Source organism: Cellulomonas sp. URHD0024 (assembly GCF_000426185.1).
Taxonomy (GTDB): domain Bacteria; phylum Actinomycetota; class Actinomycetes; order Actinomycetales; family Cellulomonadaceae; genus Cellulomonas.
Window position 1 is genome coordinate 221779 of the sequence record NZ_AUEW01000004.1, and the last position, 26642, is coordinate 248420.

Consider the following 26642-nt stretch of genomic DNA (forward strand, 5'->3'; position numbering starts at 1 on the left):
GCACCATGTTCCGGACCGTGCTCGTGGCCAACCGCGGAGAGATCGCCTGCCGGGTGATCGCGACCCTGCACCGGCTCGGGATCCGCGCCGTCGCGGTGTACTCGGAGGCCGACCGCCTCGCCAAGCACGTCGGGCTCGCCGACGACGCGGTGCGGGTCGACAGCTATCTCTCCATCGACGCGGTGGTGGGCGCGGCGACCGCCACCGGCGCGCAGGCGATCCACCCCGGCTACGGCTTCCTCTCGGAGAACGCGGACCTCGCGCGGGCCTGCGAGGCGGCCGGTCTGGTGTTCGTCGGACCTGGGGTCAAGGCGCTGGAGGTCATGGGCGACAAGATCCGCGCGAAGGAGCACGTCGCGGCCGCGGGCGTGCCGGTGATCCCCGGGGTGGCGCTGACCGGTGTCGCCGACGAGGACGCGGCCGACCGGGTCGGGTACCCGCTGCTGGTCAAGCCGTCGGCCGGCGGGGGCGGCAAGGGCATGGAGGTGGTCGAGACGTCCGCCCACCTTGCCGACGCGCTCGCCGGTGCCCGCCGGGTCGCCGCGGCGGCCTTCGGGGACGACACGCTCCTGCTGGAGCGCCTGGTGCGGGCACCGCGGCACATCGAGGTCCAGCTGCTGGCCGACGACGGCGAGCACGTCGTCCACCTCGGCGAGCGCGAGTGCTCCGTGCAGCGGCGGCACCAGAAGGTCGTCGAGGAGGCGCCGTCGCCGCTGCTCGACGCGTCGACGAGAGCCCGCATCGGCAACGCTGCGTGCGACGTCGCGCGCAGCGTCGGCTACGTCGGCGCGGGGACCGTCGAGTTCCTCGTGTCCGACGAGGCGCCGACGGAGTTCTTCTTCATGGAGATGAACACGCGGCTGCAGGTGGAGCACGCCGTCACCGAGCTGGTCACCGGGCTCGACCTGGTCGAGTGGCAGCTGCGGATAGCCGCCGGCGAGCGCCTGACGATCGCGCAGGAGGACGTGGTCCTGACGGGGCACGCGGTCGAGGCCCGCGTCTACGCCGAGGACCCCGCGCGCGACTTCCTGCCGTCCGCCGGGACGGTTCTCCTGCTCGACGAGCCCACCGGCGAGGGCATCCGCGTCGACAGCGCTCTCGTCCCCGGGCTCGTGATCGGTTCCGCGTACGACCCGATGCTGGCCAAGGTGATCGCGTGGGCGCCGACCCGCGGCGAGGCGATCGCCCGGCTGGACGGCGCGCTGTCCCGGACGACCGTGCTCGGCGTCCGGACCAACGTCGAGTTCGTGCGCCACGTCCTGGCCGACGACGACGTGCTCGACGGTCGGCTCGACACGGGGCTGCTCGGGCGCCTGATCCCACGGCTGACCCCGCGGACCCCCTCGAGTGCGGCCTACGCCGCCGCCGCGCTGTCGCGCCACGAGGCGGGCCACGGCGCCTGGCGCTCCGACGGCTGGCGCCTCGGCGACCCGCGCCCGGTCCGGTACGACGTCGGCGGCGTCGAGGTCGGCGTGCTCGGGACGACGGTCACCGTGGGGGACGAACCGCCCGTGGTGGTCGACGTGCGACCGGACGGCGTCGAGCTCGACGGCGTCGTGCACCGCCTGCGCCTGGCGTCGGACGGACGCGTCACCTGGGTGGCTGAGGCCGGGTCGGCGTTCGAGCTCCGCATCAGGAGCCGCCTGGAGCAGCTGGCCGACGCCCTGGCGATGCGGACGCGCGGCACCAGGACGGCCGACCCGCAGGTCCGTTCCCCGATGCCCGGGACCGTGGTCTCGATCGACGTGACCACGGGCGACGACGTGGTCGCGGGCCAGGTCCTGCTCACGATCGAGGCCATGAAGATGGAGCACCGGATCACCGCGCCGTGCGACGGCGTCGTCACGCTCTCGGTCCGACCGGCCGAGCAGGTGACCCTCGACCGAGTGGTCGCCACCGTCACTGGAACCCCCCACGAAGGGACCCGGAATGAGCTACGGACTGACCCCTGAGCAGCAGCGACTGAGCGACGAGGTACGCGAGTTCGCCGACACCGTCGTCGCCCCCGCGGCCTACAAGTACGACACGCTGCGGGAGCTGCCCTACGAGATCATCGGCCAGATGGGCGAGCTGGGGCTCTTCGGCCTGCCCTTCCCGACGGAGTACGGCGGCCAGGGCCGGGACTACGTCGACCTCTGCCTGGCGGTCGAGCAGCTGGCGCGCGTCGACCAGTCCATCGCGGTCACGCTCGAGGCCGGTGTGGGCCTCGGAGCGATGCCCGTGTTCCGGAACGGGACCGAGGCGCAGAAGCGGGAGTGGCTGCCGATGCTCGCGCGGGGCACCGCGCTCGCGGCCTTCGGGCTGACGGAGGCCGACGCCGGCTCGGACGCGGCCGGGACGAGGACCACGGCCGTCCTGGACGGCGACGAGTGGGTCATCAACGGCACCAAGCAGTTCATCACCAACTCCGGTACCAAGATCACGCGGCTGGTGACCATCACGGCCGTCACCGGTCAGAGCGTGCGTGCCGACGGGTCCGTGAAGAAGGAGCTCACCGCGATCCTGGTCCCCAGCGGCACGCCCGGCCTGACCGTCCTGCCGGCCTACGACAAGGTCGGCTGGCACACCTCGGACACGCATCCGCTGCGGTTCGAGGACGTCCGGGTCCCGTCGGACAACCTGCTGGGGGAGCGCGGGCGCGGCTTCGCGTCGTTCATCCAGACCCTCGACGAGGGCCGCGTCGCGTTCGCCGCCCTGTGCACCGGCGCCGCGCAGGGCTGTCTCGACGAGGCGATGCGCTACGCCAGGACCCGGAACGTGTTCGGGCACCCCCTCGGTGAGAACCAGCACATCGCGTTCACGATCGCGCGGATGGAGGCCCGCGTGCACTCCGCTCGCCTAGCGTGGTTCGACGCCGCGAACCGGCTGGTCGCCGGGCAGTCGTTCAAGCTCGAGGCCAGCCTGGCCAAGATGATCGGCAGCGAGGCCGCGATGGACAACGCCCGCGACGCGACGCAGATCTTCGGTGGGAACGGCGTGCTGAACGAGAACCCGGTGGCCCGGCACTACCGCGACTCGAAGATCCTGGAGATCGGCGAGGGGACGACGCAGATCCAGCTCATGGTGATCGCGCGCGAGCTGGGGTTCGCCGGAGCTCCTCGATGACGCGGGAGGTGCGGCAGCGCGGGCTGTACTACGAGGAGCTCGAGCTGGACACCCGGTACCTGCACCGGCCGGGACGCACCCTGACGGAGGCGGACAACGTCCTGTTCAGCACGTTGACCATGAACGGCCAGGCGCTGCACCTCGACGCAGCCTGGTCCGCGGACCAGCCCTTCGGGCAGCGGCTGGTGAACTCGATGATGACGTTGGCCGTCCTGGTCGGCAGCTCGGTCGACCAGCTCACGCAGGGCACGATCGTCGCCAACCTCGGGTTCACCGACGTGCGGTTCCCGCACCCGCTGTTCCACGGCGACACGCTCTACTCCTCGACGGTGGTGCTGGACAAGCGACTCTCGGCGTCGCGGCCGGGACAGGGCGTGGTGACCCTCGAGCACACCGGACGCAACCAGGACGACGTCGTCGTCGCGACCGCCGTGCGGACGGTCCTGTTCTGGTGCCGAGGTGCCGCCCGATGACCGGCTTCGTGATGGGTCCGGCACTGCTCTTCTGCCCCGCCGACCGACCGGACCGCTACGAGAAGGCCGCGACCCGGGCCGACGCCGTGATCCTCGACCTCGAGGACGCGGTGTCCGCCGACGCCAAGCCGGCGGCCCGGCTGAGCCTCGCCGAGGTCGCGCTGGATCCCGCCCGCACGATCGTCCGGCTCAACCCCGCGGACACCGACGACCTGCACGAGGACCTCCATGCGTTGACGCGGACCCCGTACCGGACGGTCATGCTGGCCAAGACCGCGACCGCGTCGGACCTCCTGCCGCTCGCCCGCTACGACGTGGTCGCGCTGGTCGAGACGGCGGCCGGCGTGGTCAACGCCGCGTCCATCGCCGCCAGGCCGAACGTCGTCGCGCTGATGTGGGGTGCCGAGGACCTGGTCGCGTCCCTCGGCGGCACGTCGAGCCGCAGCCCGTCCGGCGCGTACCGGTCCGTGGCGTCGCACGCGCGGTCGGCGGTGCTCCTGGCCGCCGGCGCGTGCGGCAAGGCCGCGATCGACGCGATTCACCTGGACATCGGCGACCTCGACGGGCTCGCGACCGAGGCGACCGACGCGGCCGCGAGCGGGTTCGCCGCGACGGCCTGCATCCACCCGGCGCAGGTGCCGGTGGTCCGGCAGGCCTATCGGCCGTCCGACGACGAGGTGCGGTGGGCGAGGGAGGTTCTGGAGGCCGCGGCGGGACAGCACGGCGCGTTCCGGTGGGACGGGAAGCTCGTCGACGGTCCGATCCTCAAGCACGCGGAGCACGTGCTGGCGCGGGCCGGGGTCGTCGGCCGAGCCTGATCGATGTCGCCCACGCGCTCCGCTCGGAACGTGTAGGCGCAGCACTACGCGCGGACGGCTCGCGGGTCTACGCCACGGACATCCGTGACCACCTTCGTCCCAGGCCGATCCGAGCTCGCCCCCTGTTCAGTGAGATCGTGAGGGCGGCGACGTATCAGCCCCCGCATTTGCGGGTCATCGTGGTATCACCGGCTGCCAGGAGTGGAGGGGTGAAGCGTGTGCGAGGTGCCGGCCCGATCGTGGCGGGACGCTCTCTCCGCGCGCCGGATCGTGTTCGGTCTGGCGGCTCTCGCCTCGATCACGGTCGGCCTGGTCATCAGTGACGCCGTCGGCGTCGGGTTCCTGGTCTTCGGTGCGGCGCTGTTCCTCCTCGCCCTGCTCCTGCCGACGATCAACGAGATCGAGTTCGGCCTGCCGGTGGGCCTCAAGGTCACGGCGGCGGTGCACGCCCGCGAGACCGACCTGCGGGACGCCTTCGAGCAGCAGCGCGGCGACCTCGAGCTGTGTGCGCAGCTGCTGTGCGACGACCCTGCCACCGCTGCGAAGCTGCTCGAGGCGGCGTGGTCGCAGGCCGCTGTGGCGTGGCGCGGTCCGGCCGACGACGCCCTGCGGATCTACGTCCTGTGCGCCCTCGTGCACCTCGTCGGCTCGCACGAGCGGTGGGTGACAGGTGCCGCGCCGACAGTCGACGTCGCGCGGTCGCCCCTCGCCGAGCTTCCGCCTGACGAACGTGCGGCCGTGGTCCTCCATGAGTTCGCCGGCCTGCCCTCGGGCCTGATCGCGCAGGTGACGGGACGCCCGGTGGAGGACGTGCGCGAGGCGCTCCGCGCCGGGGGTCTCAGGATCACGGCTCGGGGTGCGCCATGACGCCGGAGACCCGCGAGCTCCTGCGCGCGCAGGCGCGCGCCGATGCCGCGCGGAACCCGTCGAGGTTCGAACGCGCGTTGACGGACGGTTCGCGCGCGGTCCGGCGCCGGGTCCGCCGGGTCGACGTCGCGGCAATCGTGGGAACGGTCCTCGCGTTCGTCCTGTCCGTGGGTATCGGGACGGCCGCGCGCGGTGTCGACGAACGGCCGGCCACGACCGCGGTCGTGGTGAGCCCCGCCAGGACGACCCTCCACCCGGGCGACAGCGTCCAGCTGGCAGGGGTCGCGACGTTCTCCGACGGCACGACCAGGACCGTCACGGACGACGCGTTGTGGGAGTCGAGCGACCCGGCCAAGGTGCGCATCGACGAGCCCGGACGTGCCGTGGGGGTCAGCGTCGGAGCCGCCACGATCACGGCGAACTACGACGGCCGGACGGCCCATGCGGAGGTCGTCGTCGGCCCGGTCACGGTCACGGTCACGCTCGTCTCGGTCGCGATCGCGCCCCACGACACGGAGCTGGCCGTCGGCGAGACCGTCGCGCTCACGGCCACCGGCACGTACTCGGACGACACGACCGCGCCTCTCACGGGGGATCTCGCCTGGTCCAGCAGCCGCGAGGAGGTCGTCAGCGTCGACGCTACCGGTCAGGCGCGCGGCCTGGCTCGGGGCCGAGCCACCGTGAACCTCGACTACCAGGGCCACCAGGCGTCCACGGAGCTCACGGTCGTCCCGGCACTGAAGAAGAGGGTGGTCCTCGAATCGGTCTCGGTCGATCCGTCGGAGGTCGCGGCGGCCCCCGGCGACGCCGTCAGGTTCACGGCTACCGCACGCTTCTCCGACGACACGACCAAGGACGTCACCGCCGAAGCCACCTGGGAGACCGGCGAGACCTCGGTCATCAGCCGCCCCGAAGCAGGGCTCGCGAAGGCGGTCGACGACGGGTCGACGACTGTCTCGGCGACCTGGCAGGACAAGACCGGCACGTCGACCGTCACAGTGGTCGTACGCCCCGCTGCTCTGGTGGGGATCGCCGTGGACCCGGAGCACACCGACGTGTGCCAGGGCGAGAGTGACGTGCAGCTGTCGGCTCGAGGGGTCGGAGCCGACAGCCGGGCTCCAGTGCCGCTCGACTCCGTCAGCTGGAAGTCCGACGACCCGTCGACTGCCACGGTCGACGCCGACGGTCTGGTCCACGTGGACAGCAAGGACCTTCAGACGGTGACCATCGCCGCGACGAGCAAAGACTTCAGCGACTGGGCGACGATCACGATCGTGTCCTGCTAGCTGCGGACCACTGGTAAGGACTGCTACACCCGTCGGGCGAGCTCGGCGGCCGCCGCGCGGATCGCGCGGACCAACCCAGCGGCGTCCTGCCCCTGGGCGAACGTCACGGCGAGCCCGGCCAGGGGGTGTCCGGTGTGGTCGCGCACGGCGACCGCGACGGACGCGAAGCCGACGGTCACGTCCCCGTGCTCCTGCGCCCAGCCGGCCCGCCGCACCTCGGTGAGGACCGTGCGGAGCTCGGAGAGCCGCCGCGGTCCGACGCCGGTGCGGTCGACGAACGCCTCGCGCCCCGGGAACAGCGCGCGAACCTGCGCGGACGGGAGGTCGGCGAGGATCGCGCGCCCGCTCGCCGTGAGGTGCGCGGGCAGTCGCACGCCGACGTCGGTGACCAGCACGGGCCGTCCGGCGGCGCGCTCCTCGACCACGTAGAGCACGTCCCGGCCGTGCAGCACGGCGAGGTGGGCGCTCTCGCCGACCTGGTCCACGAGCCGTGCGAGGACCGGCCGGGCCGCGCGGGCCAGGGGCGCCTGACGCGAGTAGGCGGAGCCGAGCTCGAACGCCGCCAGCCCGAGCCCGAAGCGGCGCTCCTCGGGCAGGTGCACGACGAAGCCGTGCTCGGTGAGGACCGTGAGCAGGTGGTACGTCGTCGACCGGGGGAGGTCGAGCGCGGCGGCGAGCGAGGCGGCGGGCAGGGGTCCGGTGTGGGACAGGTGCTGCAGCAGCCGGAGCGTGGCGTCAGCGGCGGGCACCGAGCTCATGGAACCTCCTGTCTGGGATCCCAGACACTATCCACCCGCAGGACCTGTGGCGGAACACGCGCGGAGCGGTGTCATGAGGCATGAGCACGATCACCACCAGCACTGCCAGCGCCGTCGGAGCGGTCGGCACCGTCGTCGTCGGCACCGGGCCGGTCTCGATCGACGAGGTGGTCGCCGTCGCACGGCTGGGCGCGGGGGTCCGACTGTCGGGCGAGGCGCTCGACGCCGTCGCCCGCGGTCGCGCGGTCGTCGAGCGGCTGGCAGTCGACACGCAGCCGCACTACGGCATCTCGACGGGCTTCGGCGCCCTGGCCACGCTGTCGATCCCGCCGGAGCGACGACGCGACCTCCAGCGCAGTCTCGTCCGGTCGCACGCGGCGAGCACCGGCCCCGAGGTCGAGCGCGAGGTGGTCCGCGCGCTCATGCTGCTCCGGCTGTCCACGCTCGCGACCGGCCGGACGGGCGTACGACCCGAGGTCGCGACGGCGTACGCGGCGATGCTCGACGCCGGCGTCACGCCGGTGGTCCGCGAGCACGGCTCGCTCGGCTGCTCGGGCGACCTCGCTCCGCTGGCGCACTGCGCCCTCGCGCTCATCGGCGAAGGAGAGGTCCGCGACGCCGCGGGGACGCTCATGCCGGCCGCGCAGGCGGGGCTGACGCCGGTGACCCTCTCCGAGAAGGAGGGGCTCGCGCTCATCAACGGGACGGACGGCATGCTCGGCATGCTGGCGCTCGCGCTGCACGACCTCGAGCTGCTCCTGACCACCGCCGACGTCGCGGCCGCGATGTCCGTCGAGTCGCTGCTCGGCACCGACGCCGTCTTCGCGGACGACCTCCAGCGTCTGCGGCCGCACCCCGGCCAGGCGGTGTCGGCAGCGACCATCCGTGCCGTGCTGCACGGGTCGGGGATCATGGCGAGCCACAAGACGCCGGACTGCACTCGCGTGCAGGACGCGTACTCGCTGCGCTGTGCACCGCAGGTCCACGGCGCCGCCCGCGACACCCTGGAGCACGCCCGCCTCGTCGCCGAGCGTGAGCTGGCCGCCGCGGTCGACAACCCCGTCCTCACGGCCGAGGGCCGCGTCGAGTCCAACGGCAACTTCCACGGCGCCCCGGTCGCGTACGTGCTCGACTTCCTGGCGATCGCCGTCGCCGACGTCGCCAGCATGTCCGAGCGCCGCACCGACCGGTTCCTCGACGTCGCCCGCAACCACGGCCTGCCACCGTTCCTCGCCCACGACCCGGGCGTCGACTCCGGCCTGATGATCGCGCAGTACACCGCAGCCGGCCTCGTCTCGGAGCTCAAGCGGCTCGCCGTGCCGGCGAGCGTCGACTCGATCCCGTCGTCGGCCATGCAGGAGGACCACGTCTCGATGGGCTGGCACGCGGCTCGCAAGCTGCGCCGCTCGCTCGACGCCCTCACCCGCGTGCTCGGCATCGAGGTCCTCACCGCGGCCCGCGCGATGGACCTGCGGGCGCCACTGACACCGTCCCCGGCCACCGCCGCGGTGCGCGACCTGCTCCGGGCGCGGGGCATCCCCGGCCCCGGGCCCGACACCTACCTCTCGCCCGACCTCGAGACGGCGGCTGCGGCCGTGGGATCGGGAGCCGTCGTGGAAGCCGCGCTGGAAGGAGCTCGCTCGTGAACGGACCTCGCCCCGTCCGCGCCCCCCGCGGGACCACGTTGACCGCCCGCAGCTGGCAGACCGAGGCCCCGCTGCGGATGCTCATGAACAACCTCGACGCCGAGGTCGCCGAGCGCCCCGACGACCTGGTGGTCTACGGCGGCACCGGCAGGGCGGCCCGGTCGTGGGACGCCTACGACGCGATCGTCCGCACGCTCACCACCCTCGGCGACGACGAGACCCTGCTGGTCCAGTCCGGCAAGCCCGTCGGCGTGCTCACCACGCACGAGTGGGCGCCGCGCGTGCTCATCGCCAACTCGAACCTCGTGGGCGACTGGGCGACCTGGCCCGAGTTCCGCCGGCTCGAGCAGCTCGGGCTCACGATGTACGGGCAGATGACCGCGGGCTCGTGGATCTACATCGGCACGCAGGGGATCCTGCAGGGCACGTACGAGACGCTCGCGGCCGTGGCGGCATCGAGGTTCGGCGGCACGCTGGCCGGCACCCTCACCGTGACCGGCGGCTGCGGTGGCATGGGCGGTGCCCAGCCGCTCGCCGTGACGCTCAACGGCGGCGCCTGCCTCATCGTGGACGTGGACGGCGCGCGCCTGCACCGGCGAGTCCGCGAGCGCTACCTGGACCGCGTCGCGACGAACCTGGACGAGGCGATCACGCTGGTTCTCGCGGCCAAGGCCTCGAGGACGGCCCTCTCCGTCGGCGTCGTCGGCAACGCGGCGCTCGTCCTGCCCGAGCTGCTGCGCCGGGGCGTGGACGTCGACGTGGTGACGGACCAGACCTCTGCGCACGACCCGCTGTCCTACCTGCCCGTCGGGATCGACGTGGCCGACTGGGCGGCTTACGCCGCAGGCAAGCCCGAGGAGTTCACGGAGCGCGCGCGGGAGTCGATGGCGCGGCACGTGGAGGCGATGGTCGGCTTCCAGGACGCCGGCGCCGAGGTCTTCGACTACGGCAACTCGATCCGCGACGAGGCACGCCAGGGGGGCTACGAGCGTGCCTTCGACTTCCCGGGCTTCGTCCCCGCGTACATCCGGCCGCTGTTCGCGCAGGGCAAGGGGCCGTTCCGCTGGGCGGCGCTGTCGGGCGATCCCCGCGACATCGCGACGACCGACCAGGCCGTGCTCGACCTGTTCCCGGACGACGACCACCTGCACCGCTGGATCCGCGCGGCCCAGGAACGGGTGGCGTTCCAGGGGCTGCCGGCGCGCATCTGCTGGCTCGGGCACGGCGAGCGGGACCGCGCCGGGCTGCGGTTCAACGAGCTCGTCGCCGCCGGAGAGGTGAGCGCCCCGCTCGTCATCGGCCGCGATCATCTCGATGCCGGTTCTGTCGCGTCGCCGTACCGCGAGACCGAGGGCATGGCCGACGGGTCCGACGCCATCGCGGACTGGCCGCTGCTCAACGCCCTCGTCGCCGCGTCCTCGGGTGCCACCTGGGTGTCGATCCACCAGGGCGGCGGGGTCGGCATGGGGCGCTCGATCCACGCCGGGCAGGTGTCGGTGGCCGACGGCACCGAGCTGGCCGCCCGCAAGCTCGCGCGGGTGCTGTCCAACGACCCCGGCATGGGCGTCCTGCGGCACGTCGACGCCGGCTACCCCGTGGCCGACGAGGTCGCGACGGCGCACGGCCTGCGCGTGCCGATGCGGGAGGGGCGCCCGTGACGTTCGCTCGGATGTGGTCGGACCTGTTGCCTGTCGGACGCGCCGGCGACGGCGGCTACCGGCGGTTCGCGTGGAGCGCCGAGGACCAGGTGCTCCGCGAGTGGTTCGCGGGGGAGGCGTCGGTCCGTGGCCTGGACCTGGTCACCGATCGTGCCGGCAACCAGTGGGCGTGGTGGGGAGCTCCGGACGCAACCCCTGGCGTCGTCACCGGCAGCCATCTCGACTCCGTGCCGGGTGGCGGCGCGTTCGACGGGCCGCTCGGGGTGATCAGCGCCTTCGCGGCGCTCGACCTGCTTCGCGAGAGAGGGATCCAGCCCGCCAGACCCCTCGGCATCGCGAACTTCGTCGACGAGGAGGGCGCCCGGTTCGGCGTCGCCTGCGCAGGCTCCCGACTGATCACCGGGGCGCTCGACGCCGACAGGGCCCGCGGTCTCCGGGACGCCGACGGGGGCACGCTGGCGGATGCCTTGAGCAGGGCGGGCCGCGACCCGAGCGCGCTCGGTCGCGACGACGAGGCGCTGCGACGGATCGCGTCGTTCGTCGAGCTGCACGTCGAGCAGGGCCGCGGGCTCGTGCACACCGGCGATGCGGTCGGGGTCGGACGGATGATCTGGCCGCACGGCCGCTGGCGGGTCGAGCTGCGCGGCGAGGCCAACCACGCCGGTACCACCCCGCTGGCCGACCGCCGCGACCCGATGCTCGACCTGGCGGGGCTCCTGCGTCGTGTGCGCGTTGCTGCCGTCCAGGCCGGCGCGCTCGCGACCGTCGGGAAGCTGCAGGTCGACCCGAACGGGGTGAACGCGATCCCGTCCCGGGTCACGGCGTGGCTCGACGTCCGGGCGGAGTCGGAGTCCGCGGTGCACGGGGTCCTGGCGGCCCTGGCGGACTACGCCCCGGACCAGGACTCGTGGACGCCCGTGACGATGTTCGACGCCGACCTGGCGGACACGGTCGCCGACGCGCTCGGCGGCTCTCCGCGGCTGAGCACGGGCGCGGGGCACGACGCGGGCATCCTCGCGGCGGCCGGCATCCCGACCGCCATGATCTTCGTGCGCAACCCGTCAGGCATCTCGCACGCCCCCGCCGAGGACGCGGAGGAGGCCGACTGCCTCGCGGGCGTCGACGCGCTCGCCGCCGCTCTGGAACGGTTGCTGGCGTGACCACGTACTGGGCCGCGCACGCGTGGCTCCCGGACGGGCTGGCCGACGACGTGCGGCTCACCGAGACGGCGGGCAGGTTCACCGCCGTGACCGTCGGCGCACGCGCCGAGGAGGGTGACCACCGGCTGCCCGGCGTCGTCCTGCCGGGTTTCGCCAACACCCACTCGCACGCGTTCCACCGGGCGCTGCGCGGTCGGACCCACGACCGCGGCGGCACGTTCTGGACGTGGCGCGAGCAGATGTACGCGCTCGCGGCGACGTTGACGCCCGACGCGTACCTCGACCTCGCACGTGCGACGTACGCCGAGATGGTGCTCGCCGGGGTCACGGCGGTGGGGGAGTTCCACTACCTGCACCACGCCGCCGGCGGCACGCCGTACGACGACCCGAACGTCATGGCGGAGGCGTTGCGCACCGCCGCACGCGACGCCGGGCTGCGGATCACCCTCCTCGACACGGCCTACCTCACCGGGGGCATCGACGCCCCGCTGCAGGGCCCCCAGCTGCGCTTCGGGGACCACGACGCCGACGCGTGGGCCGCCCGGGTCGCCGCCATCCGGCCCGACGACACCCTGACCGTCGGCGCCGCGATCCACTCCGTCCGCGCGGTCCCGCTCGACGACCTCCCGACGATCGCCGCGCACGCGACGGGCCGCCCGCTGCACGTCCACCTGTCCGAGCAGCGCCTCGAGAACGAGCAGGCGCTGGGGACGTTCGGGGCGAGCCCGACCCGCGTCCTGGCCGACGCCGGTGCCCTCGGTCCCGCCACGACGACCGTCCACGCGGTGCACGTCACGCCGGAGGACGTCGCTACCCTCGGATCCACCCGCACCGGTGTGTGCCTGTGCCCGTCCACGGAGCAGGACCTCGGTGACGGGATCGCCCCCGCGGCCGCGCTGCACGCCGCCGGCGCCCGGCTGGCGGTCGGCAGCGACCAGCACGTCCGCACGGACCTGCTGGCCGAGGCCGGGTCGGTCGAGCTGCACGAGCGGCTCGCGGGCGAGACGCGCGGGGTGCTGACGCCCCGTGACCTGATGACCCTGCTGACCGCCGGCGGCCACACGTGCCTGGGCGACCCGACGGGCGGCCGCCTCGCACCCGGGGCGCCCGCCGACCTCGTCGCGGTCCGCACCGACACCCCGCGGACCGCGGGCGCCGACCCGGCTCAGCTGGTGCTCGTCGCCGGGAGCGCCGACGTGGACACCGTCGTGGTGGGCGGCGTCGTGCGTGTCGAGGGCGGGCGCCACGTGCTCGGCGACGTCGGCGCGATGCTGGGCGCGGCGATCCGCGCGGCGTGGGAGACGACGCGATGACGACGGAGGCGGTCCTATGACCGCGCACCTGGTCACGGGCATCGGCGAGCTGGTCACGCACGACCCGCGGTTCGACGGCCCGCTGCTCGATGCCGCGCTCGTCGCGCAGGACGGCCGGGTGGCCTGGGTGGGTCCGGCGGCGGACGCGCCGGCCGCGGACCGCCGCACGGACCTCGCGGGCGCAGCCGTCGTCCCCGGCTTCGTCGACTCCCACACGCACCTCGTCTTCGCCGGCGACCGAGCGGGGGAGTTCGAGGCCCGCATGTCCGGCACCCCGTACACGGGCGGTGGCATCGCGGCGACGGTCGCGGCGACCCGCGCGGCCTCCGACGGAGAGCTGCGCGGGCGCCTGGGAAGGCTCGTCGACGAGGCACGCGGGCAGGGCACGACGACGGTCGAGATCAAGAGCGGCTACGGCCTCGACGTCCCGACGGAGGAGCGCCTGCTCCGGCTGGCCCGCGAGGTCACGGTGGAGACGACGTTCCTGGGCGCGCACGTCGTCCCGCCCGGGATCGACCGCGCCGACTACGTCGCACTGGTCACGGGCCCGATGCTCGTCGCGTGCGCGCCGCACGCCCGGTGGGCCGACGTCTTCTGCGAGCCCGCCAGCCCGGTGGCGTTCGACGGCGACGAGGCCCGGACGGTGCTCGAGGCCGCGGCAGCGGCCGGGCTCGGGCTGCGCGTGCACGGCAACCAGCTGGGACACGGCCCCGGGGTCCGCCTCGCCGTGGAGCTCGGCGCCGCGAGCGTCGACCACTGCACGTTCCTGACCGACGCGGATGTCGCGGCCCTCGCCGACGGCACGACGGTCGCCACGCTGCTGCCGGGGGTCGAGTTCTCGACGCGGTCCCCGTACCCCGACGCCCGCCGGCTGCTCGACGCGGGGGTGGAGGTCGCGCTGGCCAGCGACTGCAACCCGGGGACGTGCTTCTCGACGTCGATGCCGCTGATGATCGCTCTCGCCGTCCGCGAGGTGCGTATGACGGTCGCGGAGGCGCTGCGGGCGGCGACGCTGGGCGGCGCGCACGCCCTGCGCCGCGACGACGTCGGGCACCTGCGCGTGGGCGCCCGCGCCGACCTGGCGGTTCTCGACGCCCCGAGCCACCGGCACCTGGCCTACCGGCCCGGCGTCCCGATCGCCCGGGGTCTGAGCCTCTAGGGGCGCTCGTCCCGTGATCACGACGAACGTGCCGCGGATCGTGCCGGCCGGCTGGGAATTCTGTCAGGTGCCGGCGCTGCGCAGGCGATAGGACTCGGCGAGGCGCCAGCTGTGGATGGGCGAGAGGTTCACCAGGCGGGCAGCCTGTGCCAGGGCCTCGATCCCGTCCGCCGAGTCCTCGCACTCCAGGTCGCGGCGGCCCGGCTCGTCCAGGCTGTTCGTGAATCGTGCCATCACGGCCCAGGCGACGCCGAATGCCGCTGCCACCCGAGCCGTGTTCGCCCCGACGTCGTCCTCGGGCGCGCCGGACGCCGGTCGCGCGACGACCGCGCCGCGTTCGTCCTGTGCGGTGAGGCGTGATCCCGGGCCGGCTTGTTCGAGTGCGGAGCGGGCGACCGCGACCACCCGCGACAGGGCCGACTCGGGATCGGAGAGGAGGCCCAGCAGGTCCAGGACGTCGAGGCGGCCCTGCAGGTCTGCGCGTGCCAGCGTCGCGGCCGCCGACTCGAGGTCGATCTTCTGGTTCGAGTCGGCGGTGACCTGGAGTCGACGAGCCAGCCGGACGATCTCCCTCGGGAGCCCCCCGGAGAGCCCGTGGAGGAGGGCCTTGAACGGTCGCGGCATCCCGACCACCCGCGAGTTCAGCAGCCGCCGGGTGTCCTGGTAGCCGAGCGCGTTGAGAACGACGACCTCGTCGAAGCAGCTGTCGAAGGCCTCGCGCAAGGGTGCGCCCTTGCGTTTGAAGCTGGCCGCGGCCTCCAGCGAGATCGTCGTGATGTAGAGGACGCCGGGCACGCCGAAGATGCCCTTCAGGTTGTTGAGGAACTCGGCGACGTCGTCGACGTCCTCGAGCTTGTCCAGCTCGTCGATGGCGACGAGGATCGAGCAGTTCTCGCCCAGGTCTCGAAGGAGACGACGGAACCGGCCGACGAGCTCGGCATATCCCTCGACGTGCGGCGCGACCGTCTCCTCGGACGCCCGCTTCGCCGAGGCGGAGAACAGGCTGACGGGCGAGAACGTCACGGAACCTTCGTGGGAGCTCGTGAACGACTGCTGCAGCCGGACCTCGCGCAGCTCGGCGACTGCACGGAGCTGAGCGAGGTCCTTCTCGTCACGGAGCCTGTAGTCGCTGTAGCTGTAGGGCACCGTCCGCTGGAACTCGCCACGGCGTACCGATCTCCCCACGCCGCCCAGTACCGGCGCGAGAACGGCGAGGAGGATCGTCGCGAGGTCAGGGTCCTGGACCGGCAGCAGGGCCGACGGGTCGAGGACCGGTGTGTCGGGCGAGTCGAGAAGTGTCAGCGCCACGTCGACGAAGGCGAGGCACACCAGGGCCAGTCCGATGGCGACGAGCGCGGTGCCCACTCGTCCGAGCACCGGCAGGCTCGGTCCCACGCGGTCGATCCCACGTCGGTAGCGACTGCTGTACAGCTCCTCTCGGAGGTCTAGGGGCGACCACGTGCCCACCACGAGTGCACAGCCGACACATCCGATGACGAGTGCCCAAGGCCTACCGTCCGCGAAGAGGATGCCGCCGAACGCGCAGCCGACGGCGAGGACGACCAGGGCCGCTCGCATCCGGAACCCCACCGGGAACACCGCGGCGCACCACAGTGTGGCGCCCCCGAGCACGAGGGCGGCGAGCGGGGACCCGCCGAACAGATAGGCCGCCACCGCCAGAAAGAGCAGGGGGACCGCGAACACGAGATTCGATCGTGCCCACCGCGAGACGACGGCGTCGATCCGACGTCGTGCGCGGGGCTCGCGGCCCGGTTCGCGCTCGTCGTCCGCCAGCGCGTCCAGGGCGGTCTGCGAGAGGTCCCGCTCGGGGAGGAAGGCCAAGCAGGTCTCGGAGAAGAGGTGGAGCAGGAACTCCCGGGGGTCGTAGTTCACGGGCGCCGAGACGATGACCGAGACGGCTCGACGGCCCGGCGGGGCGTCCTCGTCCATCGACTTCGCGAGCCAGCGCAGGACTGTGCTCTTCCCGATCCCGCGCGGACCTGCCAGCCCGATCGAACCGCCGTCCATCGTGGACACGACGCTCTGGAGGTCGCGCATCCCCTGGGTGACGATCGTCTTGGGAAAGAACTCGGCGTCGACCACCGAACGCCGTAGGCCCGGTGTGGCCTCCCAGCTCCACGACGGGTCGTAGCTCGCGTCGCCCAGAAGGCGGTTCACCTCGAGCCGGAGACGATCCTCGAGCTCGGTGACGATCGCGTTCTTCAGGGCGGTCGAGGCTGTGCGGCGAGCCGCCTCGAGCTGGGCCAGCTCGGCACTCGGGTTGCCCTCCAGCTCTGGGCCGGCATCGATCCAGGCGATTCTGAGCTCGAAGCCGTTTCCGCCCAGCGCGGCTGCTGCGACCTTCGTGGCGGCGTCGTCGCTCAGGAGAGAGAAGGCGAACCTGTGCCAGGCCAGCTCGGCCGCCACGACTGTGGCGACGTCGGCGCGGTTCGGATCTGTGAGGGGGGCTCTCTGCTGATAGGTGATCTCCTGGAGTCGCGCGGTGTCGACGTCGGCCGCGGCGCTCGCGATGTCCTCGATCTCCAGAGCGGCGGACGCGGCCTCCGTGTAGATCGAGTCCACGACGTATTCAGGATCGACGAACGACGCGGGCACCGGGTCGTCAGCGCTGCCGACGTCATCCGTCGAGCTTGTGGAACGCGACACCATGACCGGCTCCCGAGAATGGCTGTTCTGAGTCCGCCGATGTCAACCGAGGTGCTCGGCGCGGAACGTGAAGTCCGTGAGCCTCTGCGGTCGGGCGATGACCTTGCCGTTGCGGTCCACCATCGCCACTGCGTTGCCGCTGGTCAAGGAGCGGAACCCGCCGGTGCTGTAGGCAGAGATCTCGTCGAAGTAGACGATGCCGAACTGCGCCAGCGGGTTGAACGGGACGTTGAGCGCGCTGCGGCTGACCCCGGCGTTGATCGTGACGGCCGGGGGAAAGCCGCTGTCGAAGCTGAAGTTCACGGTCTGGCCGCGCGTCTCGTTGGCCAGCACGATGTTGGCGCGGCCGGGCGGCGAGGTGTCGAGGCACAGCGACGCACGCAGGACCTCGCCGGGGGCGACGGGCAGTCCCGACGGGCCGCCCTGCACCGTGACGGCGGCGGTGACGTTCTGTGCCGCGTCGACCGACATCTCGACGTGGACGTCGAGGAAGCCGAGGCCGACGAAGGTCTGGAACCGGACCGGTCCGCCCTGCGGGCCGGCGACGAACCGGAGGTTGGGGACGGTCCACGTGACGAAGTGGGCGGTGAACGGCTGACCGAAGCTGGTGAGCTCGTAGCCGCAGTCCTCTGTCGGCTCCAGCCCGAACGCCAGCGCGGCGTCACCGGTCGCCGTCGGCGGCTGCACCTCGGTCTGCAGGTGCTCGAATCCCGCGTACCGACGCGCCAGCCGGTCCCACAGGGCGGTCAGGCCCGGATCGGTCTGGGGGTCGGGGCGCCGCGGGACCCGGTACCTGACCAGGTCCTTCACTCCCGCCGTGGTGGGATCGAACCCCTGGGGAGGCGGGGCCGTGACCTTGGTGCGGCTCGCCTGGCTCTCGTCCGACATCGTGCTCACCTGCTTCACGTCGGGTGCCCCCGAGACGAGTGCTCGTCTCCGCTTCGCGGCACCGGGCGGAGCGGACGAGGAGCCGGAGGGCTTCTCCGGCCGAAGTGCGGTCGTCCTGTAGGACCGCACCGACCAGGCCCGTGATACGCGCGCAGGTGTCGGCGTCGTCGCTGTCGGTCGCGGCCCCTTACTTGATGGCGCCCTGCGTCACCCCCGCCATCACCCAGCGCTGGGTGAACAGGTACACGACGATCGCAGGCGTCATGGCCATGAGGTACGAGGCGAACGCGACGTTGTAGTTGCTGCTGAACTGGGTCTGGAAGATGTTCTGCAGCACCGGGAGGGTCTGCAGCGTGGAGTCGGCGGTGATCAGCGACGGCATCATGAAGTCGTTCCACGAGGCGAGGAACGCGAAGATCGCCACGGTCGCGCTCATCGGCGCCATCATCGGGAACACGATGTGCCGGTACACCATCCAGGTCGTGGCCCCGTCGAGACGGGCGCTCTCCTCGAGCTCCTCGGGCAGACCCCGGATGAAGGCCGTGAACAGCAGGACGCTGAACGACAGCCCGAACATCACGTGCAGGAGCGCGACGCCGACGGGGTTGGCCAGTCCGACCATTCCCGTGAGCTTGACCTGGGAGAGTGCCAGGACCGGGAACGGCAGGAACATCGCGGCGAGCAGGTAGAAGAACGACCACCGGAAGAACCTGTGGTCCCAGTTGCGTGCGATGGCGTAGGCGGCGAACGACGCCAGCACGACGGTGCCGACGACGGTCACCGCGGTGACGAACACCGAGATGGCGAACCCGCGGGGGAAGTTCGTGAGCTTCCACGCCTGCACGAACCCGTCGATGCTGAACGGGGCGGGCAGCGAGAAGATCTTGCCGTCGACCGACTGTGCGGTGGTCTTGAACGCCATCGAGAGCGTCGCGTACAGCGGCACGAAGACGGCGAGCGTGCACAGCACGAGCACGACGGTGACGCCCCAGGTCGGACGGTCGCCGCCGCTGCGGCCGAGGAAGCGTCGGCGACGACGGACCGCTACCTGGGCGGGGGTCGTGGTGACCAGCGTCTGAGCAGTCATCAGAAGGCGCTCCTTCCACGGTTGAGGCGTAGCTGGATGACGGCCAGCACGAGGGCGATGAGGAAGAAGATCGTCGCGTTGGCCATCTGGTAGGCGTAGTCGCCGCCGGTGAAGCCGGTGAAGATCGTCATCGCGACGCTGCGGGTCGAGGTTCCCGGACCGCCGTTGGTCAGGCCGACGATGATGTCGTAGGCGTTGAGGAAGTTCTTGAAGCCGATGACCATGTTGATGACCACGTACCCGGCGAGGAGCGGCAGGGTGATGGAGGACAGGCGTCGCAGCGACGAGGCGCCGTCCATCGACGCCGCCTCGTAGACCTCGCCCGGGATGGACAGGATCCCCGCGATGTAGATGAGCAGGGCGCTGGGGATCGCCTGCCACGCGGTGACGATGACGATGGTCACCCAGGCCAGGTTGGGGTTGGCGAGCAGGCTCGTCTCGAGCGACGAGATCCCCAACGTCTGCCCGACCTGCGGCAGCGAGTTGGAGAACAGGAAGTTGAAGACGTAGGCGATGACGATGCCCGAGATCACCATGGGCAGCACGAACACCGCACGGAGCGCGACCTTGGCCCGGATCTTTGCCGTCAGGCCGACGGCGAGGAGCAGCGCGACGATGTTGACCAGCACGACCGTCACGAGCGCGAACCCGATCGTGAACGCGTACGACGCGCGGATCGCGGGATCCGAGAACAGGGCCAGGTAGTTGGTCAGGCCGGTGAACTGCCACTCCCCGAAACCGACGGAGTTGGTGAAGCTCAGGGTGATGCCCATGATCGCCGGCAGCGTGATGCAGAGCGTGAACAGGACGAGCGTGGGCAGCAGGAACAGGTAGAACGTCCTGTTGGCGCGAGGGTGGCTTGCTCTCATCGGTCCTGGTGTCGCGTCGTCGCGGCTCCTGGTCCGGGGGGCAGCGGTTGTGGCCATGAGCTGTCTCCGTTGGTGGTGTGAGGCGGAGGTCTTCAGGAACGGAAGGCCAGGCGACGCCAGTCGGCGTCGAGGGTCCGCAGGACCGGTTCCGGCTTGTCACCGGCCGCGAGCGACTGCGCGTAGTTCTGCAGCGGGATCGACTGCGGGACGAGCTGGGAGGCGCCCACGTAGAAGGCGGCGCGGTCGTAGTACTCCTTCAGCTCGACCAGCGTCTCGTTGGTGACCGGGGCAGCGTCCTTCGTCACCCCGAAGCCCAGAGCGTGCGCGTTGTAGGCGTCGATGACCTCGGGCTGCATCAGGAAGGCCAGGAACTCCCGGGCCGCGTCCTTCTTCGTGGAGCCCTCGGGGATCCACAGGGCGAGGTCGATGTTGACCCGGACCCTGCGGTCGTCGGGGTCGTTCGTCATGGGCAGCGGGAACGCGCCGACGTCGAGGTCGGGGTTCGACTTCGCGATCTCCCCGATCGCCCACGGACCCTGCAGGTACATGGCCGCCTCGCCGCTGGCGAAGGCGAGGTTTCCGTCGCCGTAGCCACGGCTCGCCGCGTTGTCGTTCGAGAACGGGACGAACTGCTGCATCTGCTCGACGGGCTTGAGGAACTGCTTCTCGAAGGACACCGGCGAGTCCGCATCGACGTTCGTGCCCTGACGTTTGAGCTGGTTGAAGAACTTCGTCGTGTCGACCGTGCCGCCGACCGCGTAGTCGAAGTGGCCCTGGGCGATCGTCCACGGGTCCTTGAACGTGCTGTAGATCGGGGTGACGCCCGCGGACGCGAGCGTCGTGCACACGGCGATGAACTCGTCCCAGGTGGTCGGCGGCCGCAGGCCGTGCTGGGAGAAGATCGTCCGGTTGTAGAGCACCGCTGCCGCCATGAGCGAGTACGGGATCACGCTCGTGCGGTCGGGGTAGCTGGCGGTGACGTCGATGAGCGGGTGGAGCTCGTCGATGATCCGACCCGCCTCCGGCATGTCGCCGAGGTCGCTGAGCGCGCCGCGATCGACGTAGCGCGAGACCTCGAAGTTGTAGTTGAGGCAGCCGATGTCCGGTGGGGCCTCCCGCACGAAGGTTCCGGCCAGGTTCGACGCCGAGTCGTGACGCACCCGCACGCGGGACTGGCTCTGGTGGAACTGCTCGATGAGCGTGTCGAAGTAGCCGATCACCTCCGGTTTCGACTGGTAGAAGACGATCTCGGTGGGTCGGGAGCCGGAGCTGCTCCCGCAGGCCGCGAGGGCGAGGCCGGCGCCCGCGAGCCCGATACCTGTCAGGAATCCTCGTCGGCTGAGCTCCGCCGACATGAGGGGTGTCTCGGACGTCATGCCTTCGCCTCCATCGGTCGAAGTCACCTCACGGCAGGGTCGCCGCAAACCCGGACAGCCGCCCAAGCCGCTGTCCGCAACTGGTCAGTCCTGGTGTGGGCCGCTCTGCTGCAGCCAGACCGTCGTCTCCGGGGGCACCTGCGGCCCGTCGAGAGCGGAGCTCGACACGATCACCGAGCCCGCCGGCATCGGTGTCGGCGTGGTGCCGAAGTTCGTGACGGAGATCCAGCCGCCGGGCCGCGTGAACGCGACGACCGCCGGGGGCATGTCCGTGAGCCAGTCCAGCGTCTCACCGCTCTGCAGGCGCCGCCGCTCGGCCAGGGCCCGTCGGTAGAAGCTCAGGGTGGACGTCTCGTCGTCCTCCTGGCTGTCGACGGCGAAGCGGGCGAAGTCTGCGGGGACCGGGAGGTGCGCGAGCTGGTCACCGAAGCCGAGCGTCGGCCCCTGCGTCGCCCAGGGCAGCGGCACGCGACAGCCGTCGCGGCCCTTGTGCTCACCGCCGGAACGGACGTACGTCGGGTCCTGGAGGGCGTCGGCGGGCAGGTCCGCCACCTCCGGCAGCCCCAGCTCCTCGCCCTGGTAGAGGTAGGCGGAGCCGGGAAGGGCGAGGGTGAGCAGCGTCGCCGCACGCGCCCGGCGACGGCCTCGTTCCTCGTCGGGCTGCGGGTCGGCGCCGTCGGTGCTGAGCCAGGCGTGCAGGTCGGTGCCCTCCGGCAGCGCGTACCGGGTGGCGTGGCGCACCACGTCGTGGTTCGAGAGCACCCACGTGGACGACGTCCCGGACTCGCGGGCCAGCGCGAGGTTCTCCTCGATGATCGAGGCGAACATCGCCGCATCCCACTGCGCCTCGAGCAGGTCGAAGTTGAAGGCCTGCCCGAGACCCTCGGGGGAGGCGTACCGGGACCGCCGGTGCGCCGGGACCCAGGCCTCCGCCACCGCGGTGCGCGGCGGGTCGTACTGGTTGAACAGGCGCCGCCACTCGCGGTAGATGTCGTGGACCTCGTCGCGGTCCTGGAGCGGGTGCGCACCGCCCCAGAGGGCGGCGTCGAGCTCGGCCTGGCTGGCGAGCGGCTCGGTGAGGTCCTTCGCGAGTGCGTGCGCGACGTCGATGCGGAAGCCGTCCACCCCCCGGTCGGCCCAGAACTTCAGCGTCGTGAGGAACTCCTGACGCACCTCGTCGTCGGCCCAGTTGAGGTCGGGCTGCTCCGGGGCGAACAGGTGCAGGTACCACTCGCCGTCGCCGACCGGCTCCCAGGCCGGGCCGCCGAAGGTCGAGGTCCAGTCGCTCGGTGGGAGCTCGCCGTCCTCGCCGCGGCCCGGGCGGAACACGTACCGCTCCCTGGCCCGGGAGCCGGGCGGGGAGGCGAGCGCCTCCTGGAACCAGACGTGCCGGTTCGAGGTGTGGTTCGGGACGATGTCGACGATGAGCCGGATGCCCTGGGCGTGCAGGGTGGCGCAGAGCTCGTCGAACTCCTCCAGCGTCCCGATCCGTGGGTCGACGGCCCGGTAGTCGTCGACGTCGTAGCCACCGTCGGCGAGCGCCGAGGGGTAGAAGGGGCTGAGCCAGACGGCGTCGACCCCGAGCTCTCGCAGGTAGCCCACCTTGCCGGTGATGCCGCGCAGGTCGCCGATGCCGTCGCCGTTCGCGTCGGCGAAGCTGCGCGGATAGACCTGGTAGACGACCGCCTGCCGCCACCATGCCGTGTCCTGCTGGCTCGGGCCGGGTGCCGTGCTGCCGAATTCCGACAGGGCTGTCAACGCATCCTCCGGGTTTATGTAGGGCTTAAATTTAGGTCGCGACACTAGAGTGGCGCCATTGGCGGAGGAGGTCAAGTGGTGGTTCCGGTCCCGGTGTCGTCCCGGCATCTTCGCGATGCCAGCACCCGGCTCGTCCTCGAGCACCTGTGGGACGTCGACGAGGTCACCGGATCGGCGCTCATCGACGCCACGGGACTCTCCCGGGCGACCGTGCACGACGTCTGCGAGGGGCTCGTCGAACGCGGCTGGGCCACGGAGCTGGAGAGCCTTCGGGTCGGCGACGACCACCGCACCGGCCGGCCGGCGCGCCGCTACGCGTTCGATCCTCGCGCCGGGGTGGTCGTGGGCGTCGACGCGGGTCAGCACCGCATCAGCGCGACGGTCGCCGACCTGCGGGGCGTCACCCTCTCCCGCACGGTGCTGCCCGTGGTCCCCGTGCGGGACGGCACCGCCGACCGGCGGCTCGCCCTGATCGAGGACGGCACGCTGTCGGCCTTGGCGGACGCGGGCGCGCCACCCGGAACCGTGCTGGCGGTGGCTGTCGGGGTCCCGGCGCCGGTGGACCGCGACGGCCGCACCACGTTCCGGGACAACCCGTTCTGGGAGCTGATGAACCCGGACATCGCCACCCACCTCCACGACCGCCACGGGTGGACGGCCCTCACCGACAACGACGCCAACCTCGCGGCCGTGGCCGAGCAGTGGCGGGGCCACGGTGCGACGGCTCGGTGCCAGGTCACGCTGCTGGCCGGTGAGCGGTTCGGCGCCGGCGTGGTCGACGACGGCCGACTGCTGCGGGGCGCCCACGGCGGCGTGGGGGAGATGCGCTACCTGGACCTCGTCGACGGGGTCGGCTCGGCCACGGGTATCGCGGCGCTCGTGCGTGAGGACGCCCGTGCCCAGCTGCGCCGCCTGGCCCGGGGCGCCGGATCGTCCCTGCAGGACCTGGACCCGGGGATGCTGGAGGCCACGCACGTCCTCGCAGCGGCCCGTGCGGGCGACCCCCTCGCCGTGAGCGTCGTCGAGCACGTGGCGGCGCTCCTCGCCCGGGTCGTCGCGACGTTCGCGAGCATCTACGACCCGGAGCGCGTCATCATCGCTGGTGCAGTCGCGGAGTCCTGTGAACCGCTGCTGGAGCTCGTCCGGAGCGATCTCGACCGGTACGTCGACCCGCCGGGCATGGAGGTCCTGGCGTCGTCGCTGGGCCGCGACGTCGTGACGGTCGGTGCCGTCAAGCGGGCTCTCGACCACGTGCGTGAGCACGCGCTCGAGATCCAGCCCGCCGGGCGGCCTCGGCCGTCCGCACCCTCCACGCCACTACGCGCGCAAGGACACCGTGCTCGCGCTGATCGGTGACGGGAGCTCCGTCCGGCCCGTGAGGAAGCGGTCGACCGCGGCGGCAGCGGACCGGCCCTCGGCGATCGCCCAGACGATCAGCGACTGACCGCGTCCGCAGTCGCCCGCGACGAACACCCCGGGGGTCGACGTCGCGAAGTCCTCGCCGCGCACGAACGAGCCGCGCCCGTCCGTCGCGAGCCCGAGCTGCTCGCCGAGCCCCTCGCGCTCCGGGCCGACGAAGCCGAGCGCGAGCACGACGAGCTGTGCCGGCAGCACCCGCTCCGTCCCGGGGACGGGCTCGAACCGCCCCGCGACCTGCTCGACATCCACGACCTGCAGACCAGCGACACGACCGTCGTCGTCGCCGAGGAACGAGACGGTGCTCACGGCGAACACCCGCTCGCCACCCTCCTCGTGCGAGGACGAGACGCGGAAGATCGCCGGGTACGTCGGCCACGGCTGCCCGGCCGGGCGCTCACGCGACGGCTCGGCGAGGATCTCGAGCTGGGTGATGGAGCGTGCGCCCTGGCGGACGGCGGTCCCGAGGCAGTCCGCACCGGTGTCGCCGCCTCCGACGATGACGACGTCGAGGCCCGTCGCCACCAGGGCGTCGGCGACCGGCTCGCCCAGTGCGGCGTGGTTGGCGGGGACGAGGTAGTCCATCGCCGGCAGCACGCCGGCCAGGTCGCGGCCGGGCACGGGAAGGTCGCGGGGGATCGTCGAGCCGGTGGTCATCACGACGGCGTCGAAGCTCGCCAGCAGGTCCTCGCCGGTGACGTCACGGCCGACGTCGACGCCGGAGCGGAACACGGTCCCCTCGGCGCGCATGATGTCCAGCCGCCGTTCGATCACGTCCGCCGGAAGCTTGTACTCGGGGATGCCGTACCGCAGCAGCCCGCCCGGGGCGTCCGCCCGCTCGTACACGGTGACGGTGTGCCCCGCCCGCGTGAGCTGCTGCGCTGCGGCGAGACCGGCCGGCCCCGAGCCGACCACGGCCACGGTGCACTCCGTGTGCCGGTCGATCACCGCGGGGTGCACGAGCCCTCGGTCGAAGGCCTCCTCCACGATGGACAGCTCGATGTTCTTGATCGTCACGGCGGGCTGGTTGATCCCGAGCACGCACGAGGTCTCGCACGGCGCCGGGCAGATCCGGCCGGTGATCTCGGGGAAGTTGTTGGTCAGGTGCAGCCGCTCGGACGCATCCGCCCACATCCCGCGCCACGTCAGGTCGTTCCACTCCGGCATGAGGTTGCCCAGCGGGCACCCGTGGTGGCAGAACGGCACGCCGCAGTCCATGCACCGACCGGCCTGGCGGTGCAGCGACTCCAGGGCCGCGGCGTCGCCGACGGGATGGTGGTGGATCTCTCGCCAGTCCTGGATGCGCACCGAGACGGCACGGTCGGACGGGAGCTCGCGGTCGCGGGTTCGCATGAAACCCCGGGGGTCGGCCATGGCGGAAGCGTAATGGCTCCACCGCCGTACCCCTCTACGGACCCTGGACCCTGTCGGGCGGCAGGGCTGTCCCCTGCGCGGTGGTCCGGCCATGATGGCGTGGTGCCCAGCGGAGCGCCGGACCACAAGGCGGCCACCTTTCGTGCCCTGCACGCGGGGCCCGGCTTCGTGCTCCCCAACGCGTGGGACGCCGGGTCCGCCCGCATCCTCGAGGAGGTCGGCTTCCCGGCCATCGCCACGACGAGCGCGGGCATCGCGTGGTCGTGCGGGGTCCCGGACGGCGGCGCGCTGGACCGCGACACGATGCTCCGGCACGTCGGGCGCATCGTGGCCGCGGTGGACGTCCCGGTGACCGCAGACCTGGAGGCCGGGTACGGCGAGACCGCGCAGGACGTCGCCCGCACGGTGGCTCAGGCGGTGGAGCTGGGAGTCGTGGGTGCCAACCTCGAGGACGCCAGAGCGGGCGGCCTGTTCGGCATCGACGAGGCGACCGACCGCATCGCGGCCGCCCGAGCCGCGGCCCCGACGGCCACCTTCGTGCTGAACGCCCGCACGGACACCTACTTCACAGGCGCGACGGGAGATCGCTCCGACGAGGCGATCTCCGACGAGGCGATCTTCGACGAGACGGTCGAGCGGGCGGTCCGCTTCGTCGAGGCGGGGGCCGACTGCGTCTTCGTGCCGGGGGTCGTCGAGGCGGACACCATCCGTCGGCTCGCCGCCGCCATCCCGGGCCCGCTCAACGTGGTGGCGGGGCTGGCGAACACCATCGACGCGCCCACGCTCTTCTCGCTGGGAGTGACGAGGGTCAGCCTCGGCGGCAGCCTGGCTCGCGCCGCGCTCAGCACTCTGGAGCGGGCCGGCCGGGAGCTGCTCGACACCGGGACGCTCACCTTCCTCGACGGCGTGATCGGCTACGCCGACCTGCAGCGACGCCTCGGCTCCTGACGGTCGTGCTCGCCCC

Annotated in this window: 21 protein-coding genes; 13 read left to right on the forward strand and 8 right to left on the reverse strand. The window is 72.2% G+C overall.

Annotated elements, in window-relative coordinates; translation table 11 throughout:
* Nucleotides 1-5: 5 nt before the first annotated feature.
* The 6 genes from I847_RS0106200 (at nt 6) to I847_RS25440 (ending at nt 6549) form a co-directional block, all read left to right on the forward strand.
* A complete protein-coding gene (locus I847_RS0106200) occupies nt 6-1952 on the forward strand; it encodes a biotin carboxylase N-terminal domain-containing protein (protein ID WP_051274566.1) in 1947 nt (648 codons plus the stop codon).
* Complete coding sequence (locus tag I847_RS0106205; protein WP_028049002.1) at nt 1930-3105, forward strand: acyl-CoA dehydrogenase family protein; 1176 nt, start codon at nt 1930-1932, stop codon at nt 3103-3105. Before I847_RS0106200 ends, I847_RS0106205 begins: the two co-directional genes overlap by 23 nt.
* A complete protein-coding gene (locus tag I847_RS0106210) occupies nt 3102-3578 on the forward strand; it encodes a MaoC family dehydratase (RefSeq protein ID WP_028049003.1) in 477 nt (158 codons plus the stop codon). Before I847_RS0106205 ends, I847_RS0106210 begins: the two co-directional genes overlap by 4 nt.
* A complete protein-coding gene (locus tag I847_RS0106215) occupies nt 3575-4396 on the forward strand; it encodes a CoA ester lyase (RefSeq protein ID WP_028049004.1) in 822 nt (273 codons plus the stop codon). Before I847_RS0106210 ends, I847_RS0106215 begins: the two co-directional genes overlap by 4 nt.
* Before the next feature lie 225 nt (nt 4397-4621).
* On the forward strand, nt 4622-5263 hold the full coding sequence (locus I847_RS0106220; protein ID WP_155856037.1) for a sigma factor-like helix-turn-helix DNA-binding protein: 642 nt from the start codon (nt 4622-4624) through the stop codon (nt 5261-5263).
* Nucleotides 5260-6549, forward strand: coding sequence for an Ig-like domain-containing protein (locus I847_RS25440; protein WP_051274529.1), 1290 nt, complete (start codon nt 5260-5262; stop codon nt 6547-6549). Before I847_RS0106220 ends, I847_RS25440 begins: the two co-directional genes overlap by 4 nt.
* A 23-nt stretch (nt 6550-6572) precedes the next feature.
* Here the strand turns inward: I847_RS25440 and I847_RS0106230 are convergent, their stop codons facing one another.
* The gene (locus I847_RS0106230; protein WP_028049006.1) at nt 6573-7307 is read right to left on the reverse strand and encodes an IclR family transcriptional regulator; all 735 of its coding nucleotides are present in this window, start codon (nt 7305-7307) and stop codon (nt 6573-6575) included.
* 80 nt (nt 7308-7387) lie between these two features.
* Between I847_RS0106230 and hutH the strand changes: the two genes are divergently transcribed.
* The 5 genes from hutH to hutI are packed head-to-tail and all read left to right on the forward strand — an operon-like array spanning nt 7388 to nt 14243.
* The gene (gene hutH, locus I847_RS0106235) at nt 7388-8953 is read left to right on the forward strand and encodes a histidine ammonia-lyase (protein ID WP_051274530.1); all 1566 of its coding nucleotides are present in this window, start codon (nt 7388-7390) and stop codon (nt 8951-8953) included.
* Nucleotides 8950-10611 (forward strand): urocanate hydratase, encoded by a 1662-nt coding sequence (gene hutU / locus I847_RS0106240; protein WP_028049008.1) that lies wholly within the window; start codon nt 8950-8952, stop codon nt 10609-10611. Before hutH ends, hutU begins: the two co-directional genes overlap by 4 nt.
* A gap of 11 nt (nt 10612-10622) precedes the next feature.
* Nucleotides 10623-11771 carry an allantoate amidohydrolase gene (locus tag I847_RS0106245; protein ID WP_034609427.1) on the forward strand — a complete coding sequence of 383 codons (1149 nt, stop codon included), beginning with the start codon at nt 10623-10625 and terminating at the stop codon, nt 11769-11771.
* Entirely contained in the window at nt 11768-13084 is a 1317-nt protein-coding gene (locus tag I847_RS0106250) for a formimidoylglutamate deiminase (protein ID WP_028049010.1), read from the forward strand. Before I847_RS0106245 ends, I847_RS0106250 begins: the two co-directional genes overlap by 4 nt.
* Nucleotides 13085-13100: 16 nt before the next feature.
* Complete coding sequence (hutI, locus tag I847_RS0106255; RefSeq protein WP_028049011.1) at nt 13101-14243, forward strand: imidazolonepropionase; 1143 nt, start codon at nt 13101-13103, stop codon at nt 14241-14243.
* A gap of 63 nt (nt 14244-14306) precedes the next feature.
* Here the strand turns inward: hutI and I847_RS0106260 are convergent, their stop codons facing one another.
* The 6 genes from I847_RS0106260 to I847_RS0106290 form a co-directional block, all read right to left on the reverse strand.
* Nucleotides 14307-16913, reverse strand: coding sequence for a P-loop NTPase fold protein (locus tag I847_RS0106260; RefSeq protein WP_034609303.1), 2607 nt, complete (start codon nt 16911-16913; stop codon nt 14307-14309).
* 39 nt (nt 16914-16952) lie between these two features.
* Nucleotides 16953-17798 carry a G1 family glutamic endopeptidase gene (locus tag I847_RS0106265; protein WP_028049013.1) on the reverse strand — a complete coding sequence of 282 codons (846 nt, stop codon included), beginning with the start codon at nt 17796-17798 and terminating at the stop codon, nt 16953-16955.
* Nucleotides 17799-17985: 187 nt separating this feature from the next.
* Nucleotides 17986-18885, reverse strand: a complete 900-nt coding sequence (locus I847_RS0106275) for a carbohydrate ABC transporter permease (RefSeq protein WP_028049014.1) — start codon at nt 18883-18885, stop codon at nt 17986-17988.
* A complete protein-coding gene (locus I847_RS0106280; RefSeq protein ID WP_051274531.1) occupies nt 18885-19754 on the reverse strand; it encodes a carbohydrate ABC transporter permease in 870 nt (289 codons plus the stop codon). The genes I847_RS0106275 and I847_RS0106280 overlap by 1 nt, the downstream gene beginning before the upstream one ends.
* Nucleotides 19755-19846: 92 nt before the next feature.
* Nucleotides 19847-21130 (reverse strand): ABC transporter substrate-binding protein, encoded by a 1284-nt coding sequence (locus tag I847_RS0106285; protein WP_028049016.1) that lies wholly within the window; start codon nt 21128-21130, stop codon nt 19847-19849.
* A gap of 84 nt (nt 21131-21214) precedes the next feature.
* Entirely contained in the window at nt 21215-22888 is a 1674-nt protein-coding gene (locus I847_RS0106290; protein ID WP_034609305.1) for a glycoside hydrolase family 13 protein, read from the reverse strand.
* Between the two features lie 75 nt (nt 22889-22963).
* Here I847_RS0106290 and I847_RS22265 point away from each other — a divergent pair, with 75 nt between their 5' ends.
* Nucleotides 22964-24244 (forward strand): ROK family protein, encoded by a 1281-nt coding sequence (locus tag I847_RS22265; protein ID WP_051274532.1) that lies wholly within the window; start codon nt 22964-22966, stop codon nt 24242-24244.
* Here the strand turns inward: I847_RS22265 and I847_RS0106300 are convergent.
* Nucleotides 24206-25678 carry a glutamate synthase subunit beta gene (locus I847_RS0106300; protein ID WP_028049018.1) on the reverse strand — a complete coding sequence of 491 codons (1473 nt, stop codon included), beginning with the start codon at nt 25676-25678 and terminating at the stop codon, nt 24206-24208. The two genes, I847_RS22265 and I847_RS0106300, sit on opposite strands and share 39 nt — an antisense overlap.
* Before the next feature lie 102 nt (nt 25679-25780).
* Here I847_RS0106300 and I847_RS0106305 point away from each other — a divergent pair, with 102 nt between their 5' ends.
* Nucleotides 25781-26626: an isocitrate lyase/phosphoenolpyruvate mutase family protein gene (locus I847_RS0106305; protein WP_034609430.1), complete on the forward strand. Its 846-nt coding sequence runs from the start codon at nt 25781-25783 to the stop codon at nt 26624-26626.
* Nucleotides 26627-26642 lie beyond the last annotated feature (16 nt).

Excerpts from the sequence above, each read along its gene's own strand:
- I847_RS0106275 (WP_028049014.1), bottom strand. The coding sequence starts at position 18,885 with ATGACTGCTCAGACGCTGGTCACCACGACCCCCGCCCAGGTAGCGGTC.
- I847_RS0106215 (WP_028049004.1), top strand. The coding sequence starts at position 3,575 with ATGACCGGCTTCGTGATGGGTCCGGCACTGCTCTTCTGCCCCGCCGAC.
- I847_RS0106200 (WP_051274566.1), top strand. The coding sequence starts at position 6 with ATGTTCCGGACCGTGCTCGTGGCCAACCGCGGAGAGATCGCCTGCCGG.
- hutH (WP_051274530.1), top strand. The coding sequence starts at position 7,388 with ATGAGCACGATCACCACCAGCACTGCCAGCGCCGTCGGAGCGGTCGGC.
- I847_RS0106210 (WP_028049003.1), top strand. The coding sequence starts at position 3,102 with ATGACGCGGGAGGTGCGGCAGCGCGGGCTGTACTACGAGGAGCTCGAG.
- I847_RS25440 (WP_051274529.1), top strand. The coding sequence starts at position 5,260 with ATGACGCCGGAGACCCGCGAGCTCCTGCGCGCGCAGGCGCGCGCCGAT.
- I847_RS0106280 (WP_051274531.1), bottom strand. The coding sequence starts at position 19,754 with ATGAGAGCAAGCCACCCTCGCGCCAACAGGACGTTCTACCTGTTCCTG.
- hutI (WP_028049011.1), top strand. The coding sequence starts at position 13,101 with ATGACCGCGCACCTGGTCACGGGCATCGGCGAGCTGGTCACGCACGAC.
- I847_RS0106205 (WP_028049002.1), top strand. The coding sequence starts at position 1,930 with ATGAGCTACGGACTGACCCCTGAGCAGCAGCGACTGAGCGACGAGGTA.
- I847_RS0106285 (WP_028049016.1), bottom strand. The coding sequence starts at position 21,130 with ATGACGTCCGAGACACCCCTCATGTCGGCGGAGCTCAGCCGACGAGGA.
- I847_RS0106230 (WP_028049006.1), bottom strand. The coding sequence starts at position 7,307 with ATGAGCTCGGTGCCCGCCGCTGACGCCACGCTCCGGCTGCTGCAGCAC.
- I847_RS0106245 (WP_034609427.1), top strand. The coding sequence starts at position 10,623 with ATGTGGTCGGACCTGTTGCCTGTCGGACGCGCCGGCGACGGCGGCTAC.
- I847_RS0106300 (WP_028049018.1), bottom strand. The coding sequence starts at position 25,678 with ATGGCCGACCCCCGGGGTTTCATGCGAACCCGCGACCGCGAGCTCCCG.
- I847_RS0106265 (WP_028049013.1), bottom strand. The coding sequence starts at position 17,798 with ATGTCGGACGAGAGCCAGGCGAGCCGCACCAAGGTCACGGCCCCGCCT.
- I847_RS0106260 (WP_034609303.1), bottom strand. The coding sequence starts at position 16,913 with ATGGTGTCGCGTTCCACAAGCTCGACGGATGACGTCGGCAGCGCTGAC.